Annotated in this window: 21 protein-coding genes; all 21 read left to right on the plus strand. The window is 28.4% G+C overall.

Annotated elements, in window-relative coordinates:
* Positions 1-7: 7 nt before the first annotated feature.
* Complete coding sequence (locus tag IR152_RS11620) at positions 8-211, plus strand: flagellar FlbD family protein (protein ID WP_054268815.1); 204 nt, start codon at positions 8-10, stop codon at positions 209-211.
* On the plus strand, positions 211-1,029 hold the full coding sequence (locus IR152_RS11625) for a motility protein A (RefSeq protein ID WP_227452136.1): 819 nt from the start codon (positions 211-213) through the stop codon (positions 1,027-1,029). Before IR152_RS11620 ends, IR152_RS11625 begins: the two co-directional genes overlap by 1 nt.
* On the plus strand, positions 1,019-1,714 hold the full coding sequence (locus tag IR152_RS11630; RefSeq protein ID WP_227452137.1) for an OmpA family protein: 696 nt from the start codon (positions 1,019-1,021) through the stop codon (positions 1,712-1,714). The genes IR152_RS11625 and IR152_RS11630 overlap by 11 nt, the downstream gene beginning before the upstream one ends.
* A gap of 11 nt (positions 1,715-1,725) precedes the next feature.
* Entirely contained in the window at positions 1,726-2,169 is a 444-nt protein-coding gene (gene fliL / locus IR152_RS11635; protein WP_227452138.1) for a flagellar basal body-associated protein FliL, read from the plus strand.
* A gap of 14 nt (positions 2,170-2,183) precedes the next feature.
* Positions 2,184-2,558: a flagellar biosynthetic protein FliO gene (locus IR152_RS11640; RefSeq protein ID WP_227452139.1), complete on the plus strand. Its 375-nt coding sequence runs from the start codon at positions 2,184-2,186 to the stop codon at positions 2,556-2,558.
* Entirely contained in the window at positions 2,559-3,224 is a 666-nt protein-coding gene (fliP, locus tag IR152_RS11645; RefSeq protein WP_227452140.1) for a flagellar type III secretion system pore protein FliP, read from the plus strand.
* 12 nt (positions 3,225-3,236) lie between these two features.
* Positions 3,237-3,506: a flagellar biosynthesis protein FliQ gene (fliQ, locus tag IR152_RS11650; protein WP_227452141.1), complete on the plus strand. Its 270-nt coding sequence runs from the start codon at positions 3,237-3,239 to the stop codon at positions 3,504-3,506.
* An 11-nt stretch (positions 3,507-3,517) separates the two neighbouring features.
* A complete protein-coding gene (locus tag IR152_RS11655) occupies positions 3,518-5,332 on the plus strand; it encodes a fused FliR family export protein/FlhB family type III secretion system protein (RefSeq protein ID WP_227452142.1) in 1,815 nt (604 codons plus the stop codon).
* A gap of 8 nt (positions 5,333-5,340) precedes the next feature.
* Positions 5,341-7,416, plus strand: a complete 2,076-nt coding sequence (gene flhA / locus IR152_RS11660) for a flagellar biosynthesis protein FlhA (RefSeq protein WP_227452143.1) — start codon at positions 5,341-5,343, stop codon at positions 7,414-7,416.
* Positions 7,391-8,407 carry a flagellar biosynthesis protein FlhF gene (gene flhF, locus IR152_RS11665; protein WP_227452144.1) on the plus strand — a complete coding sequence of 339 codons (1,017 nt, stop codon included), beginning with the start codon at positions 7,391-7,393 and terminating at the stop codon, positions 8,405-8,407. Before flhA ends, flhF begins: the two co-directional genes overlap by 26 nt.
* The gene (locus tag IR152_RS11670; RefSeq protein WP_227452145.1) at positions 8,404-9,282 is read left to right on the plus strand and encodes a MinD/ParA family protein; all 879 of its coding nucleotides are present in this window, start codon (positions 8,404-8,406) and stop codon (positions 9,280-9,282) included. Before flhF ends, IR152_RS11670 begins: the two co-directional genes overlap by 4 nt.
* A 13-nt stretch (positions 9,283-9,295) precedes the next feature.
* Entirely contained in the window at positions 9,296-9,997 is a 702-nt protein-coding gene (locus IR152_RS11675) for a sigma-70 family RNA polymerase sigma factor (RefSeq protein WP_227452146.1), read from the plus strand.
* A 15-nt stretch (positions 9,998-10,012) separates the two neighbouring features.
* The gene (locus IR152_RS11680; RefSeq protein ID WP_227452147.1) at positions 10,013-10,435 is read left to right on the plus strand and encodes a DUF6115 domain-containing protein; all 423 of its coding nucleotides are present in this window, start codon (positions 10,013-10,015) and stop codon (positions 10,433-10,435) included.
* Positions 10,420-10,605 carry a flagellar protein gene (locus IR152_RS11685; protein WP_227452148.1) on the plus strand — a complete coding sequence of 62 codons (186 nt, stop codon included), beginning with the start codon at positions 10,420-10,422 and terminating at the stop codon, positions 10,603-10,605. The genes IR152_RS11680 and IR152_RS11685 overlap by 16 nt, the downstream gene beginning before the upstream one ends.
* Positions 10,606-10,646: 41 nt before the next feature.
* Positions 10,647-11,420 (plus strand): flagellar basal-body rod protein FlgG, encoded by a 774-nt coding sequence (locus IR152_RS20285; protein WP_227452149.1) that lies wholly within the window; start codon positions 10,647-10,649, stop codon positions 11,418-11,420.
* A gap of 20 nt (positions 11,421-11,440) precedes the next feature.
* Entirely contained in the window at positions 11,441-12,202 is a 762-nt protein-coding gene (locus tag IR152_RS11695) for a flagellar hook-basal body complex protein (protein ID WP_227452150.1), read from the plus strand.
* Between the two features lie 22 nt (positions 12,203-12,224).
* The gene (locus IR152_RS11700; RefSeq protein WP_227452151.1) at positions 12,225-13,106 is read left to right on the plus strand and encodes a FliM/FliN family flagellar motor switch protein; all 882 of its coding nucleotides are present in this window, start codon (positions 12,225-12,227) and stop codon (positions 13,104-13,106) included.
* A gap of 2 nt (positions 13,107-13,108) precedes the next feature.
* Positions 13,109-13,483 (plus strand): FliM/FliN family flagellar motor switch protein, encoded by a 375-nt coding sequence (locus IR152_RS11705; protein ID WP_413927494.1) that lies wholly within the window; start codon positions 13,109-13,111, stop codon positions 13,481-13,483.
* Between the two features lie 31 nt (positions 13,484-13,514).
* Positions 13,515-14,915, plus strand: coding sequence for a tetratricopeptide repeat protein (locus IR152_RS20290; protein ID WP_227452152.1), 1,401 nt, complete (start codon positions 13,515-13,517; stop codon positions 14,913-14,915).
* Between the two features lie 114 nt (positions 14,916-15,029).
* Positions 15,030-16,970, plus strand: coding sequence for a molecular chaperone HtpG (gene htpG, locus IR152_RS11715; protein WP_227452153.1), 1,941 nt, complete (start codon positions 15,030-15,032; stop codon positions 16,968-16,970).
* A gap of 578 nt (positions 16,971-17,548) precedes the next feature.
* The gene (gene splB / locus IR152_RS11720) at positions 17,549-18,571 is read left to right on the plus strand and encodes a spore photoproduct lyase (protein WP_227452154.1); all 1,023 of its coding nucleotides are present in this window, start codon (positions 17,549-17,551) and stop codon (positions 18,569-18,571) included.
* Positions 18,572-18,632: the final 61 nt, after the last annotated feature.

Here is an 18,632-nt window from a genome sequence, read left to right on the forward strand (position 1 = left end):
ACATATTATGATAAGAGTAACAGATTTAAACGGAAGAAGCTACATATTAAATTCAGACCTTATTGTGAGAATTGACTCTGTGCCAGAAAGTAGAATCCTCCTTACAACAGGAGAAAAAAATCTTGTAAAAGAGTCAGTAGATGAGATAGTAGATAAAGTAATAAAATATAAAAGAAAAATAAATGTAGGTTATATTAGGAGCGAAAAATAATGAAAAAAACAGATTCACTGACATTTATTGGACTAATATTATCTACAGTATTAGTTCTAGTTGGTGCCGCAAAAGGAAGTAGTTCAGGTTTAAAGAATTTTTATGATTTTTCATCAATATTAATCACAGTGCTTGGGTCATTTGGAGCGCTAATGATTACATTTACTATAGATGATATAAAACTTATGAAAAATGCATTACAGTACTCATTTAAAACAATGAGTATATCAAAATTAGATTTATTGGAACAATTTAAAACACTTTCTAAAAAAGCTAGAAAAGAAGGTCTTTTATCAATAGAAAACGATGTAATGGAAATAGAAGACCCATTTATGAAGAAAGGATTAGAGTTATGTATTGATGGTCTGGAAATCAATGAGATAAGGTCCATCTTAGAGCTAGAAATAGACTCTGTTGAAGATACAAATAACAGATACTCTAAACTATTTAAAACTTGGGGTACTTTTGCACCTGCATTTGGTATGTTGGGTACGCTAATAGGTCTTATACAAATGCTAGCTGACCTTACATCTCCAGACTTAATAGCATCTGGTATGGGAAAGGCATTAATTACGACATTTTATGGTTCTTTACTTGCCAATATCGCTTTAAACCCAATTGCATATAATATAGATGCAAAGAGCGAAAAAGAAATTTACGTAAAGGAAATGATGCTAGAAGGCATAATAAGCATACAATCTGGAGAAAGCAGTATAGTAGTTGAGGAGCGTTTAGCAACATACCTTTCAAGTAACGAGAGGCTAGAAATTATGACGTCCAATAAAAATACAGAAAGAGTAATGAGCAATGGCGCGTAAAAAAAATAAGAAAAAGGATGAGATAAATCCAGATGCATGGTTAGCTACTTATTCAGATACAATAACACTAATTCTTACATTTTTCGTATTATTGTATGCAACATCAGTTGTAGATATGGAAAAATTCAAAAATATAGCAGATGCGTTAAAAGGTCAGTTTTCTGGGATAAGTATGTTTAGTACAGGTTCAAGTACAAGTGAAAAATCTCCAATAGATAGTGTTTTGGTAGATAAAAATGATAAGTCAAATTTAGAACAGGATTTAAAAGATAAGGTTAATAATTCTAACTTACAAAATAGTGTAACAGTTAAAGATGATAGTAGAGGGGTTTTACTAGAGCTAGATGATTCAATTTTATTTGACTCTGGGATTTCTGAGTTAAAAGTCAATAGTAAAGCCACTCTCAATAAAGTATATGACATGATAAAAATGATGAAAAATAAGATAGTTATAGAAGGCCATACTGATAATGTACCTGTAAAATCAAGTACACATGAATCCAATTGGGATTTATCTTCTAGTAGAGCAGTAAGTGTTGTAAGATACTTTGTAGAAGAAAAGGGCATGGACCCTAAGCTATTTTCGGCAACAGGATGTGGAGAGTATCAACCTTTGGTATCAAATGAAACAGCAAAGGGAAGGGCTGAGAATAGAAGAGTTAATATACTTATAACTATTGACTAGGAGGAAGAGATTTGTTCAAAAATAAAAAAATTATTATAATTATTTTGATACTGATTATTCTCTCAGCAGGAGCAGGTTTTTTTATATTAGGTGAAGGTGGAAATAAACAAGTTGACAAGATTATGAGTTTGTTTATTCCAACAGGAAAAGTTAAAGATGAAGTAAAGACAGAAAATCTTGACTTAGAAGAAATGATACTTAAACTAGCTGATGAAGGTATAAGATATCTAAAAGTATCAATAACTGTATCTTATGATTCTTCATATAAAGATATAGAAAAAAATACACCTTTAATTAGGGATAATATCATAAATTGCTTTATGGCAAAAAGAGCAGATGATTTTACTGCTGAGAATTTAAACAATATAAAAGAAGAAATAAAAAATATATTAAATACACGCCTAGGTGAAAATGTAATTCAAAGTATATATTTCACAAATATAGTAGTGCAATAAAAGGATGGTAAGACATGGTACTTTATTTATTAAAGATATTAATATGTATCCCAATAATTTTAATATTGATAGTCTTATCTTTAAAAATTAGCCAAGGAACTTTATTAAAAAAATACAATGATAAGTATGTAAAAATACTAGATATTGTAAGTATAAGTAAAAACAATAGCATAATAATTTTAAAAATAGGTGAAGAAGGATGCATTATGGCATCTTCTTCCTCTAGTATGAATAAAATAAAAGACTTAACCAAAGAAGAAATATCAAAAATAGAAGACGACATTAAAGAAAGAAATTTTAAAATTCAAGATTTTAAAATGGAAAGAATCAAAATGAAATATGATTTCAGTAGATATATTGGAAAATTTACAAAAAAGGAAGATAAGTAAATGGAACTATTATCAAAATTACCTTTGGCTGATGTACCATATACAAGTTCAATGCAATTGTTTTTATTTCTAACTGCATTAATGTTTTTACCATTTGTAATGTTCATGATGACAAGCTTTGTCAGAATAGTTATAAGTTTATCGTTTTTAAAATCAGCATTAGGAGCACAGCAAGCAATTCCAAGTCAAATTTTGGTAGGACTTGCAATAGTATTGACAATATTTATAATGAGACCAGTATTAAATGAGATAAACGAAAAGGCATTACAACCATATATGAAAGAAGAAGTCACTATGGAAGAAGCTATGAAGGAAGCAGAAGGACCTATTAAAGAGTTTTTATTAAAGCAAACCAGACAGACAGACTTAGATTTATTTGTAGAGCAAGCTGGCTTAAAAGAAAAGAAACTAACTCGTGAAAATATACCATTGTCTGTTGTAGTTCCAGCATTTGCTATAAGTGAACTAAAAACTGCTTTTCAAATAGGCTTTTTAATATATATACCATTTTTGATAATAGACCTTGTTGTGGCAAGTGTTTTGATGTCTATGGGTATGTTTATGTTGCCTCCAGTCATGATATCATTACCATTTAAGTTATTATTATTTGTAATGGTAGATGGATGGAACTTGATAGTAAAAACATTGATATTGGGGTTTAGATAGGAGAAAAATAGCATGAGTGAATTTATGATAATGAGTGTTCTTAAAAATGGTATGTTTACAGGGGCTATGATTGCAGCTCCAGTACTCATTGTTTCTCTTGTAGTTGGGCTTTTAATAAGCGTGTTTCAAGCTACAACTCAAATTCAAGAGCAAACATTGACATTTGTACCAAAGCTAATAGCAATTCTCTTAGTAGTAGCTATCGGTGGAAGCTGGATGTTACATACTCTTACTGGCTTTACTTCTGAGATATTCAATATGATATCTCTTGTAACTAAATAAGTAGGATATATATGATTTTTGTATTTATTAGAATAGTAGCATTCTTTGGAACACTAAGAATACTATTTCCAGCTGGAACACCTGCTTTATTTAAGTCACTCTTTGCAATCATTATATCAATATTGATTTCAAGTACTATGCAAATTGAATATGCAACAAATATAGACAACATTATATTGTTTACGTTATATGGTATAAACGAGACTATAACAGGGATTATACTTGGATATATAACCAATCTATGTTTTTATAGTATCAGAATGGCAGGTTCTATGATGGACCAACAGATGGGATTATCAATGATTAATATGTTTGACCCAAACTCACTGACTCAAACGACTTTAATTGATAATCTTATGAATTGGACAGCACTTATGATATTTTTTAGCATGGATGGTCATCATGTTTTAATTCGAGGTATAAGGTATAGTTTTGAGTTAATTCCAATAGGAAAATCATTTGTAGATAATAATATAGATTATATAATAAATATATTTGTACAGTGCTTTTTAACTGGATTTAAAATAGCAATACCTATTGTACTTTGTCTACTTATGGCAGATTTTATCTTAGGGCTTATATCGAGAAGTGTGCCTCAACTAAATGTAATGATAGTTGGTATGCCATTAAAAATATTGGTTGGTATTGCACTATTTATCATATCAATACCTTTAATTGTCAACCAAATAAGCCATTTATTAAGTCAAATACCAAAGATGTATGAAGGAACTTTTGCACTAGCTCCTATGTTTTTTATGGGCTCAACAGATAAAACAGAAGAAGCTACTCCAAAGAAAAAAGGAGAACAAAGAAAGAAAGGTAATATAGCAAAGAGTAGAGAATTACCCGTTGCAATGACTCTACTTGCATTCACCTTATTAGTACCTACATTATTTTCATATGTAGTAGATACACTTAAATCTTCACTTAATTATTTTTTGAGTCTGGATTTTTATATGAACATAAATTATTCAAATCTAGAAAACTTAGTTATAGTAGGATTAATGGATTTTTTTAAGATATTTTTGCCAATAGCTATTCCATTCTTAGTTTTAGGTATAGCAGCTAACTTATTTCAAGTGGGAATATTGTTTACTGGCGAAACTTTAAAACCAAATCTATCAAAATTAAATCCAATTAGCGGATTCAAAAACATGTTTTCTATGAGAAGTTTATCAACTTTAATAAAGGATACAGCGATTATATCTATTTTAGCTTATATAGGATATAGATTCTTTCAAGATAATTATTTGGATATATTAAAACTAGGTAATATATATCTACCAAGTTTAATGTACACAGTCAAAGACTTAGTATATTCCATATTGAGTAAAATTTGTGTAGCTATGATAGTTATAGCAGTTGCAGATTATTTTTATCAAAGATACAGTCATAAAAAGCAACTGAGAATGACAAAACAAGAAGTTAAAGATGAATATAAAAACTCAGAAGGAGACCCAGAAATAAAAGCTAAGATAAAACAAAAACAAAGACAAATTTCATCTCAAAGGACTATGCAAGCAGTACCAAGTGCTACTGTAATAGTAACCAATCCAACCCACTTATCTATAGCAGTAAGATATGAAAAAGGGAAGGACCAAGCTCCAGTAGTAGTGGCAAAAGGTGCAGATTATTTAGCTTTTAAAATAAGGGAAATTGCAAAGGGAAATGATATCCCTATAATAGAAAATAAACCTATTGCTAGGTTATTATATAAACAAGTAGAAATAGACCAAGAAATTCCAGAAGACATGTATCAAGCTTTTGCAGAGATATTAGTAGCAGTATATAAAATCAAAAATAGATACAAAGTCTCAAAAAGGTAGGATAAGTAATGAATAAGTTTAATCTAAAGGAAAATATGGACGTAATAGTGGCTTTTGGTGTTGTAGGAATTGTTCTTATGATGATAGTGCCATTACCTACATTTGTATTAGATATTTTACTGGCAATTAACATAAGTTTATCTGTGCTAATTTTATTAATGACATTGTTTACAACAAATGTACTTGATTTATCTATATTTCCAACAGTGTTACTTGTAACGACACTATTTAGATTGGGATTAAATCTTTCGTCAACTAGATTGATTTTAACTCAGGGTTATGCAGGTGAAGTTATAGAAGCATTTGGAAGTTTTGTTGTAGGTGGAAATTACGTAGTAGGAATAATTATATTCCTAATTATATTAATTGTTCAGTTTGTTGTTATAACCAATGGTTCTGGAAGAGTATCTGAAGTAACAGCTAGATTTACGTTAGATGCAATGCCAGGTAAGCAGATGAGTATAGATGCAGATTTAAATGCAGGAGTTATAGATGACAAAACTGCTAGAAAAAGAAGAAAAGAACTCCAACAAGAAGCAGACTTTTATGGTTCTATGGACGGAGCAAATAAGTTTGTAAAGGGAGATGCCATAGCAGGTCTTATAGTAACAGCAATAAACATAATAGGTGGAATTGTAATAGGAGCTGTAATGCTAAATATGACTCTTATGGATGCAGCACAGACATATGTAAGACTTACCATAGGAGATGGTCTTGTAAGTCAGATACCAGCTCTATTAATATCCACATCAGCAGGTATAATCGTAACAAGAGCTTCTACAGATGAAAACTTTGGTGGATTAGTAGGTAGACAATTAACAGCAATACCAAAAGCAATAATGATGACTGGATGTGTTTTAATTGTACTTGGTATGATGCCTGGATTACCTAAACCAGCATTTTTTTCACTGGGTATAGGTGCTATAGCAGCAGGTTACTTTTTAGGAAGAGAAAAGAAAGATACTTTAGAAGATTTGGATTTTGAAAAACCTGATATGGTAAATCCAGATAAAAATGAAGTGGAAGATGTGACAAACTTAATAAATGTAGAATCAATAGAAGTAGAAATTGGATATGGTTTAATATCTTTAGCAGATGAATCAGCAGGAGGAGATTTACTTCAGAGAATAGCATCGATAAGAAGACAATGTGCAATAGACATGGGTATAGTTGTACAACCTATAAGAATAAGAGATAATTTACAACTAAATCCAAACCAATACAATATAAAAATAAAAGGAAATGTAGTTGGTGGGTATGAGATAATGCCTAATATGGTTTTATGTATGGACCCTATGAATCAAGGTTTTAATATATTTGGAATAAAGACAATTGAGCCTACTTTTGGAATAGAGGCACTCTGGATAGAAAGTAACAAGGTAGAAGATGCAGAGTTAAAAGGTTATACAGTTGTAGATTCATCCACAATACTTATAACCCACTTACTAGATATAATAAAATCTAATGCACATGAATTGCTGGGAAGACAAGAAGTTAAGACTATTATAGATGCAGCCAGAGAAAATTATAGTGCTGTAGTAGATGAATTGATACCAGATTTAATGACACTTGGTGAAATTCAAAAAGTGCTTAAAAATCTGTTAAGAGAAAAAGTGAATATAAAGGATAGGGTTACAATCCTTGAAACACTTGCAGACCAGTCCCGAAATACAAAAGATATAGAGTTACTTACTGAATATGTAAGAATAGCTCTGGCTAGAAGTATTTGCACTAATTTAGTAGATGAAGATAAATCAATTGTAGTGGTTACATTATCTCCAGAAACTGAGGAACTGGTATCTAATAATTTACAAAGGTCTGTAAATGGAACTTATCCAGCAGTTGACCCAGAAAACACAAATAAAATATTTGAGAGTATACAAGAAGTAATGAACAATGTATATTTCAATCATAATATACCAGTAATAGTAGTATCACCAAAGATAAGAGCTCCTTTTAGAAAATTAGTTGAAATTGTATATCCTAATTTGACTGTACTATCATTAAATGAAATACCTAACGATATTAAAATCAAAGCAGAAGGTGTGGTGAGCATATATGATGACGAAAAAGTATACAGCTGACACAATTCAGGATGCTATGAATCTAGCCAAAATGGAATTGGGCGATAATATTACATTAATAGATAAAAAAGAAGTAAGAAAATCTGGAATACAAGGTATTTTTGCCAAGAAAAATATTGAACTAACAATTGGATGGGAAAAGAGAGAAAACGTAGAACAAAAAGATTTAAAACGAGAGATAGAACAATTAAAGTCAATTATAAGTAATATGGGGTTTGATAATAAGAGAGATGATGATATAGATAAAATATGTAAGAATCTACTAAGCCTAGAATTAAATGAAGAGATTGTGGAATCTATAAGAATTGATTTGCAAGAAATGAAGTTAAATGGGATTGATACAAGTAAGAATTTAGTAGAAAGTCTGAAAAAAAGAGTTAAAATAGAAAATCAAGAGATAAATGGGAAAATTGCTCTAGTTGGTCCACCAGGCGTGGGTAAAACAACTACAATAGCAAAGCTAGCTGCAAAATTAGTTTTTGGGGAAAACAAAAAAGTAGGAGTAATTACTATAGATACATATAGAATTGGTGCTGTAGAACAGTTAAAAATATATACGGAGATAATGAATATTCCTTTTAAGGGAGTAATAAGCCCTGATGAGATGGAGTTGGCACTTGATGAGATGAAAGATTGTGATGTTGTATTAATAGATACAACAGGTAGAGGGTATAAAAACTCTATGCAAATACTAGAAATCAAAAACCTCATAGATAAAGCTGAAATTGATAATATATATTTAGTTTTGAATTGTACAACAAGAGAAAGTGATACAAAAGCAATTATAGATTCATATAAAAATGTGAATTTTAAAAGCTTAATAATTACAAAGCTAGATGAAACAAACACATATGGTTCAATATTTAACATAATGAATTATGCACAAAAACCAATATCATATATTACAACAGGACAAAATGTTCCTGATGATATTATAAAACCTAATGAAGATAAGATTATAAGACTATTATTAGGAGTTGAAAGTATATGATAGACCAAGCTCAAATTTTGAGAAAAATGGCAATAGAAAAAAGAGGACTTAATGAATTTATAGTAGAGAATGACACTACGCCTAAGATAATTACAATAGCTTCTGGTAAGGGTGGGGTTGGAAAGAGTAATCTCGCTACAAATTTGTCTATATGTTTGACCAAACTTAATAAAAAAGTTCTTATATTAGATGCAGATATAGGTATGTCTAATATAGATATAATAATGGGGGTGAATGTAAAGGGGACTATAATTGATGTAATTAATGGTGAGAAAAACATAGAAGATATAATTTCACAGACTAAGTATGGTGTAAATATAATATCTGGAGGTTCTGCCCTTAATCATATAGAAGACTTTACAGAAGCTCAAAGAAATAAGTTTATACATATCATAGAACAGATTCATGATGTGGATTTTATAATAATTGATACAGGAGCTGGTATGAGCAAAAGCCTATTGTCATTTATATATTGTAGTACTGAATTTTTCTTAATAACAACTCCAGAACCTACGGCATTGACTGACGCATATAGTTTATTAAAAGCTATAAGTAATTTTGGTATAAAGAGGAGTGCAAACATAATAATCAATAGGGTAATTAATTTAGAAGAAGCAAAGTCTACATACAATAGAATAAAGACCGTTGTGGATAAATTTCTAAATCTTAATTTGGAATTGTATGGATATATAATAGATGATAAAAAAGTAGGCGTATGTGTAAAAAAACAGATACCATTCATTTTAGAATATCCTACAAGTATTGCATCAAAATGTATTATAACTATAGCAAAGAGAATAGTAGGTCAGTCAAGAGAAGATATTGTTGATAATAAAGGTTTACTAAGAAAGATGTTTAGTATATTTAAAAGCTAAGGAGGCGTAGTTAATGAATAGAGAAGAATTAATAAAAGAGAATATGCCTCTTGTAAAGAGTATAGCAAGAAAATTTTTTATACCAGGGAAAGGTTTTGAATATCAAGATTTAGTAAATAGTGGAGTCATTGGATTAATTGATGCAATAAATAAATTTGATGCTGAAAAGGGAGCAAAATTTTCTAGTTATTCTTATATAAAGATAAAATCTGCCATATTAGATGAAATCAGAAATCAAAGTCCAATTTCTAAACATAATTTAACTAAAGTAAATAAGTATAATAGAGTGGTAGAAAAGTTGCAATCTGAATTATTAAGAGAGCCAACTTCACATGAAATTGCAAACGAATTAAATGTTTCAGAAAAAGAACTTCATGATATCGAGAGTAATATAGACATGCTAAACATTGTGTCATTAAACTATGTAGTCTTTGAAGATACAAATGAAACTGTACAAGATGTAATAAGTGATAGAGAAGAAGAGATTCCAGAAAATGTAATAGAAGAAGAAGAAAAGTTAGAGATTCTATCTAAAGCAATTAGTAATTTAAAGGAAAGGGAAAAATTAATACTTTCACTGTACTATTATGAAGATTTAAATCTAAAGGAGATAGGGAAAGTGCTAGGTGTTTCAGAATCAAGAGTTTCACAACTCCACAGAAAATCGATAAGAAACCTAAGAAATAAAATAAAAGAACTTAAATATTCTATATAGATGGTGATTGATGAGATGATACAAATTATATTAATAATAGTGTCTATTTTAATAATAGTAACTATAGTTATAAATTTACATAAGGAACCAAAAAATAAGGATAACAGATACTTTGACAAAATATTTGAGCAAGAATATGAATCAAATGATAGATTAATAGTTGCAGAAAAAAGAAGATTCTTTTTAGATAAAGTACTTGCTGAAATAAGAAGTAATAATAATATAAAAGTTTATGAAAATTATAACTTAATAAAGACTAATGAAGAAATAAAGGAAAGCACATTTATAGAATCAAAAAAGGAAGTAAAACAAGAAAATGAGCTATCTCTTAAAGTGAAACATCTTATAAATTCAGGTTATGATGATGTAGAAATATGCAAGGCGCTAGATATTGGAAAGGGGGAGCTGTTATTAATAAGGAGTTGTTACAAAATATAAGAATATTATTATTTGATAAAAAAGTATTCTTGGGAATAGGGATTGGTATATTAATATCAACTTTATGTATAATGCTTTTTAGTAATAATGATATGAGTAAGGCAGAGATAGAAAAAAAAGCCAGAACATTAGGTATGAAATATGAAAGTGAGATGAAAGTTTTAGAATAGATAATACTGTATAAGTACTTACAAAAGAAGGAGGTTATAATGTGATAAGAGGATTATATACAGCAGTTTCTGCTATGATAACTAATCAACAAAAGCAAAGTGTTGTTGTCAATAACCTAGCCAATATGGATACAAATGGATATAAAAGTAAACAACTTCTAACTAAAAGTTTTGATGAATTAAAACTAGAAGGTTATAATAATTATGCAAATGGAGCTAAACAAAAGCAAGCTATAGGCGATATAAGTCCAGGTGTTTCTATGGATGAAACTATCACAAATTTTAATCAAGGTCCTATAAAAACTACTGATAATAAAATGGATGTAGCTATTCAAGGTAAGGGATTTTTTCTAGTTAGTGATGTAGCTGGAAATCAATTTTATACTAGAAATGGGAACTTCAGAACAGATAATCAAGGTGACCTTATAACAAGTGAAGGGTATTATGTACTTGGGACGAATACTGCGACTGGTGCTGTAGGTCATATAAATGTAGGAAATCAAAAATTTGAAGTAGCAAAAGATAATACAATATCACTAGACGGAAATGCTATGTACAAATTTAATATTGTAGATTTTAATGACTATAATAAATTAAAAAAAGAAGGAGATAACTTGTATTCTGGAGGAGGAGCTATAAAAGTAAATGATGCACTTACAATACAAAGTGCAATAGAGTCTTCTAATGTAGATATGGTATCTGAAATTAATAATATGATGACAATATCAAGAGAGTATGAGGCAAATCAAAAAATAATTCAAGCTATGGATTCTAAATTAGCAAAAATAGCAAGTGAGATTGGTTCAGTAAGATAGGTAATAGGAGGTGAATTTTTATGTACACAATGTTTTATACTAGTAAAACAGCTTTATCAGCAAATCAAAGTAAACTTGATATAATATCTAACAATATAGCAAATACTGATTCAACAGGATATAAAAAAATAAATATGGAATATTCTGATTTAGTGGATGAAGTACTAAACAGACCATCATATCCTACAAATGGTAAAGATATATCGACTGGAACAGGAGCTAAGGCATCAGCTCCCATGAGAATTTATGAACAAGGTGCATTAGTTCCTACAGGTAGTAAGAGTGATTTGGCGATAGATGGAGAAGGATTCTTTAGAGTGATAAGAAAAGATGGTACATATGCATATACAAGAAATGGTGGATTTAATGTAGATGCTTTAGGTAAGATTGTAGATGACAATGGAAATACATTAGATGTTCAATTTGATGCAGGATATAACTATAATAATACGAATATAGATAGTACAAACTTAACAGTTTCAAGAAATGGAGATTTATTCGTAGATAATAAGAAAATAGGCAAAATAAACTTATATCAACCTATAGGAACTCAAAATTTTATATCTGAAGGAGATAGTCTGTTCGTTGCAACTGATGCAGCACAGATTAAACAAGTTGAGAAAGTAGATATAGTTCAAGGGTATAGGGAGAGGTCAAATGTTTCTTTACAAGAAGAATTTGTCGATTTAATAGTCACTCAAAGAGCATTTCAAATGAATTCAAAAGGAATAAGGACAGCAGATGAAATGTGGCAAATAGCTAATAATTTAAGAGCTAAATAATTATGTAAGGTGAGGAATATTCATGTATGATATGAAAGAGTATGATTTCGGCAAACCTCAGAGTTATTCAAGAGAAAATTTAACTAGTTTAAATTTTTTATTAGCTGAATTCTGTAAAAAATATAAAAATTATATAGTTTATGAACTTAAGTGTAATTCTAACATGGTTGTTGATAGTATAGACCAAGTAAATTATCAAACTTTTTTAGATAGAGTGACAGCTTCATGTGTAGTAGTACAAAATGCAATGGAACCTATTATGAAAAACTTTTCTTTTAGAATAGATAGAAGTGTAGCTGATATGTGGATTGATATAACTGCTGGAGGGAATGGAGTCGTAAGAGATAGCGACAGAGATTTTACAGAACTTGATAAGAAAGTGCTTTTACATCTTATGGAGGAGTTAGTAAGAAATATGCATTTATTTGAAGGCTTTGAAAATATACAAGTATTGGATACACATACACATATTAATTTACCACAATTGTGTTCTCCAACTGCTCCTGTATGCGTTGTAGATTTAAAAGTCTTAAATAACAATAAGTATATTGGTACTGTTTCTCTTTGTTTCCCGTACAATGGTTTAGAGGCTCTCTTAGAAGGTATCTCTGTAGTAGAATTTTTAGATAATGATGCAGGGGATAATTCAGAAGAATTTACCCAAAAAATTTACAATAGTGTATCTAATATAGAATTATCGGTTATTGCAGAGGTAGGTAAAGTATCAATTAATGTTGAAGATTTACTTAAACTAGAGGTTGGAGATGTAATAGTAACAAATAAAAAAATAAATGATTATATAGATGTATTTGTAGAAAATTCAAAATCATACACAGCAACACCAGGATTTATATCAAGTAAAAAAGGTGTAAAAATAAATGATGCTGTTGGAAAAGAGGTGTAGTTATGGACAATAGTAATCTTATTTCAGATGAAGAAGCGAAGATGTTGTTAAATGATAAAGTTGGAAGTGAAATTGATGGAGATGATGAATTAGCTTTAGATGTCTCTGAAGCTAACCGAAATAACATACAGAGGATACTTGACCTTAAGTTGGAGTTATCTGTAGTTATAGGAAGAACTAAAATGAGTCTAAAAGATATTTTGAATTTAAATAAAGGTTCTCTTATTGAACTGGACACTTTAGCAGATCAAGACGTAGAAATACTAATAGATAATAAAGTATTGGCCTATGGAAAAGTAGTGGTAGTAGATTTGAACTTTGGTGTAAAAGTAACAAGTATAGTAAGTGAAGAAGATATGGTAAAATCTCTTGTTTAGAAATAACATTAATTAATACTTAAGGCATGAGGTGGTATTTATTTTAAACTTAAATGATATAAAAAAAGATATATTAAAATTCAATGAAAAAGACTCATGTTCTCTATATAATGAATCTATTAATAATATAAATAATAATTGTATATCAAGTGGATTGAAATTTTTAAAAGAAGCAAGAGATTTAAACCCAGATGATGTTGACATATTAAATCTCACAGGTCTTGTAAACTTACTAAAATGTAATTTTGATGAGTCTGTAGAAAGTTTCTATAAAAGTTTAATTTGTGAAAAAACTGCTCTGTGTGAAAAGTATATAAACATGCTTACATCTGAGGAGTTTTTAATTTTCTTTGAAAAGTACAATCAACTTATAAGGTTAATAAACAAAGGAATGTATAAAGAAGCTATACAAGGTTTTAAACTTATAACTGAGCAATACTGTGATTTAATAGAACCTTATGAGTTGCTTGCTTTACTTTATGATAAGGAAGAAGAATATATAAAATTTGATGAATGTTTAGAAATCTTGAAGACTATTGATAAAGAAAATTATTTATTAAATCAAGAAAATAGTACGTTAGATATATATAATAGTGCTAACATACAAATTAAGAGTAATGCAAATGTAGATAATTATAAGAATGAGTTTTTGCATAAAAGTAGTAATAGCCATAAAATTGATGCTACTAAAAATGTAGCTAAAGAAAAGAGTTCAAGCAAAAATCAGAAAAGTTCAGATTCTAATAAGAAAAAAAGTATTAAAAAAAATAAGTACCTATATATAACAATAATATTAGGAATATTATTAATAGGACAAAATATATATAGTTCTTATAAGATGAATAATTTAACTGATAAAATATCTAAAAATAATGAAACTAAGGATGAGGAGTCAATAGATTCTAGTTTAGGTAATAAAGAAAATGATATAGAAGGAAATGAGGATGTCAATAAGACTTCTAATATCGATAAGAGTAATAAAAAACTCAATAAAGAGGATGTAAAATCTAAAAAAAATATTGTAGAAAATGAAGATGATAAAGATTCTGACTTATTTACAGAGGATGAATTGATGTCTAAGGCAAATAATTTAAAGTCAGAAAAGAAAACTAAATCTTCTATAAAACTATATAAGAAAGTTGCAGATATAGGTAAAAATAAGGGAAACACATCAGAAGCAACTTATCAAGTTGCTCTTCTTAGTGAAAAGTTAAAAGATTATGAAACTGCTGAAGAATATTATAAAATGTATGTAGAAAATTACTCGGAAAAAGATGCCTATTTTGATGAATCTTATTATAACTTAGGTATGATGTATTATAACAATGGCGATTTAAAAAGTTCTAAATTGACATTAAAGAAGTTGGTTAATAAGGTACCTAATAGCATGTATAATAACTCAAAAGTGAAAGAAATTTTAAAAGAAGAATAATTAAATTAAATAAGAAAAATAAATTATTTCATTTTAAAATAATTTGCTTATAATATATTGACATACTATTTTAAAAAATTTAAAATATTAATTATAAAATGAGGAGGGATAAAAATGGAGTTTGAAAAAGGGAGTATTTCAATTCATACAGAAAATATTTTTCCTATAATTAAAAAATGGTTATATTCTGATAAAGACATATTCATAAGAGAGCTTATAAGTAATGGGTGTGATGCAGTAAGTAAACACAAAAGACTTGTATCATTAGGAGAAATATCAGAAAATAAGTCACCAGATTATAAAATTACAGTATCTGTAAATAAAGGAGAAGGTACACTTAAATTTATCGACAATGGAATTGGTATGACTGAAGAAGAAATAAAAAAATACATAAATCAAGTTGCTTTTTCAGGTGCTGAAGATTTCTTTAATAAATATAAGGATAAAATGGAAGAGTCAAATGATATAATAGGTCACTTTGGATTAGGATTTTATTCTGCATTCATGGTGTCTAAAAAGGTACAAATAGACACACTTTCATATACAGAAGGAGCAACTCCTGTAAGATGGATATCTGAAGGTGGTACAGAATATGAAATATCTGAATCAGATACTAGAAATGATAGAGGAACTACTATAACACTATTTATTGATGATGATAGTAAGGAGTTTTTAGATGAATTTACTGTAAGAGGGATAATAGATAAATACTGTTCTTTCCTACCAGTAGAAATATATTTAGAAGATGTTGAAAGATTGGAAAGAGAAGCTAAGGAAGCAGAAGAAAAAGCTAAAAAACAAAAGGAAGATGGAAAAGAAGAAGAAGTTGTAGATGCAAAGGTAATTGAACCTTTAAATGACACTAATCCTCTATGGTTAAAATCTCCAAAAGACTGTACTGATGAGGAATATAAAGAATTTTATAGAAAAGTATTCCATGTATTTGATGAACCGTTATTTTGGATACATCTAAATGTAGATTATCCTTTTAACTTAAAGGGTATACTTTACTTCCCTAAATTAAAAAATGAATTTGAATTGACTGAGGGAAAAGTAAAGTTATACAACAATCAAGTGTTTGTGGCTGATAATATAAAAGAAGTTATACCAGAATTTTTACTTTTATTAAAAGGTGTTATAGACTGCCCAGATTTACCATTAAATGTATCAAGAAGTTTCTTACAAAATGACAGAGATGTAAGTAAAATTTCTAAACATATAATTAAAAAAGTAGCTGATAAGTTAAAATCTCTTTGTAAAAATGAAAGAGAAGAATACAATAAATTCTGGGATGATATACAAATATTTATTAAATATGGTTGCTTAAAAGATGAAAGTTTCTATGAGAAAGTAAAAGAATGTATATTATTTAAAACTATTGATGATGAATATATAACATTACAAGATTATCTAGAAAAATGTAAGGATAAACATGAAAATAAAGTATTTTATGTAAGTGATAAGGAGCAACAATCGCAATACATTAAATTATTTAAAGAATACGACTTAAATGCTGTTGTGTTAAACTCATCAATAGATACTCATTTTATTTCATTTATGGAATATAAAGAAAATGGTGTGAAGTTTAATAGAATAGATGCAGACCTTTCTGATGTATTAAAAGATAAGAATGAAAATAAAGATAGTGAAGAAAACAAAGAAGAGATAGCCAAGATAGAAGGCTTATTTAGAGAAGCTGTTGGAGAAAGAGTTAAGAATTATTCTGTAGAAGGATTGAAAAATGAAAACACTCCAGCTATGGTGTTAGTATCGGAACAATCTATTAGAATGGCAGAAATGCAATCAAGATTTGCTGGAATGGATTTAGGGATGAACTTTGAGGAAGAAAAGACTCTTGTTATAAATGAAAACAGTCCAATAATCAAAAAATTAGTTTCTCTTAAAGATGATGATGAAAAGAAAGATAAGATTACACTTATTTGTAATCAGATAGCAGATTTAGCTTTACTTTCTAATAAAGAATTAAAACCAGATGAATTAGATTCATTTGTTCAAAGAAGTAATAAACTTATGAACATGTTAATAGAGTTATAAGATTAAATATATTAAAGTAAATTTGAAAAAAGTATCTAATATTATGAGAAGAGTTATTTTAAGATAATTGAAATTATCTTTGTTTAATTCTTCTTTATTTTTTATTATTGATTAAGTTTTAAATATTTAAATAGATTATCATTAAAACTTGTGTTTGGTTAAATAGAGTTAACTTTATATAGGATAAAATAATACATATAATTAAGTAAAAGATTGTTTTGTAATTTATGTTTTAATACATAATTACGCTGTGTTGAAAAATCAGATATAGATTGGTTAACTGATAATTGTATGAAAATATCAGCTGTAAATATTAAGAGATATCCAAAAACTTTTAATAAGGAACAAATAAGGGAAATATACTATAAATATCTATAACTTAACATTATATATTTAATTTTAGATAAAAACATTTATTATCAGTAAGAAATTTGTAACTAATAAGGTATATATAGTAAATTTATCTTAAACTTTTATTTTACTTTATAATAAATAAAGGAGTTTAAAAAAGGGAAGATTAACTAAGTAATATTTTATAAAAATCTTTAATTTAAAAACTTTAAGTAGAGGTGAAATAAATGTTTAATCCCAAAAGAATAATATTCGAAAAAGGTGCCTTAGATACTGATGTCGGCAAAAGTATCTATAATAAATTTAAAGATAAAAAAGATGTAGAGATAATTAATATATCGTCAAATAGAATTAAAGAACATATTCCAGGTGAAAATCTATATGAGCAATATAGAAGTGGAAAACAGACCATGGTAGTTGGGATTAGGAAAAGTATGAAGTTTCAAACATGTAAACCTTCTGCCAATTATCAACTACCACTTGTTAGTGGATGTATGGGAAGATGTGAATATTGCTATTTAAATACACAATTAGGAGATAAACCATTTATAAGGGTGTTTGTAAATGTAGATGAAATACTTGAACAAACAAAGAAATATATTGAAGATAGAAAACCACAAGTTACTATATTTGAAGGTGCAGCTACATCAGACCCAGTTCCAGTAGAACCATATACTAATTCATTGAAAAAAACAATAGAGTTTTTTGGGAGAGAAGAAAAGGGAAGATTTAGATTTGTTACTAAATACAGTGATGTAGATAGCTTATTGGATGTCGAACATAATAATCATACAGAAATACGATTCAGTATAAACACTCCTAGAATTATAGAAGGACATGAACATTATACAGCGTCTTCTAATAAAAGAATAGAATCAGCTGTAAAACTTGCTAAAGCTGGTTATCAGATTGGTTTTATAATAGCACCTGTTTTTCTATATGAAGGTTGGAAAGAAGAATATAGAAGTCTTATTAGAAACATAAAAGAAGCTTTGCCAAAGGATTTTGATAAAAAAATTATATTTGAAGTTATATCTCATAGATATACAACTAAAGCAAAAAATAGAATATTAGAAATTTATCCAGATACACTATTACCAATGGAAAATGAAGATAGAAAGTTTAAATATGGTCAATTTGGATATGGTAAGTATGTATATGATAAAGAACAAATAGACGATATGAAAGATTTTTTTCATAAGGAAATAAATGAAGTATTTAAAAATAGCTTAATAAAATATATAATATAGCAAATCTTTGGATGAGATTTGCTATATTTTATGTTCATATGTATTTTATATTTGCTTAAAA

Source organism: Clostridioides sp. ES-S-0108-01 (assembly GCF_020662285.1).
GTDB lineage: Bacteria > Bacillota > Clostridia > Peptostreptococcales > Peptostreptococcaceae > Clostridioides.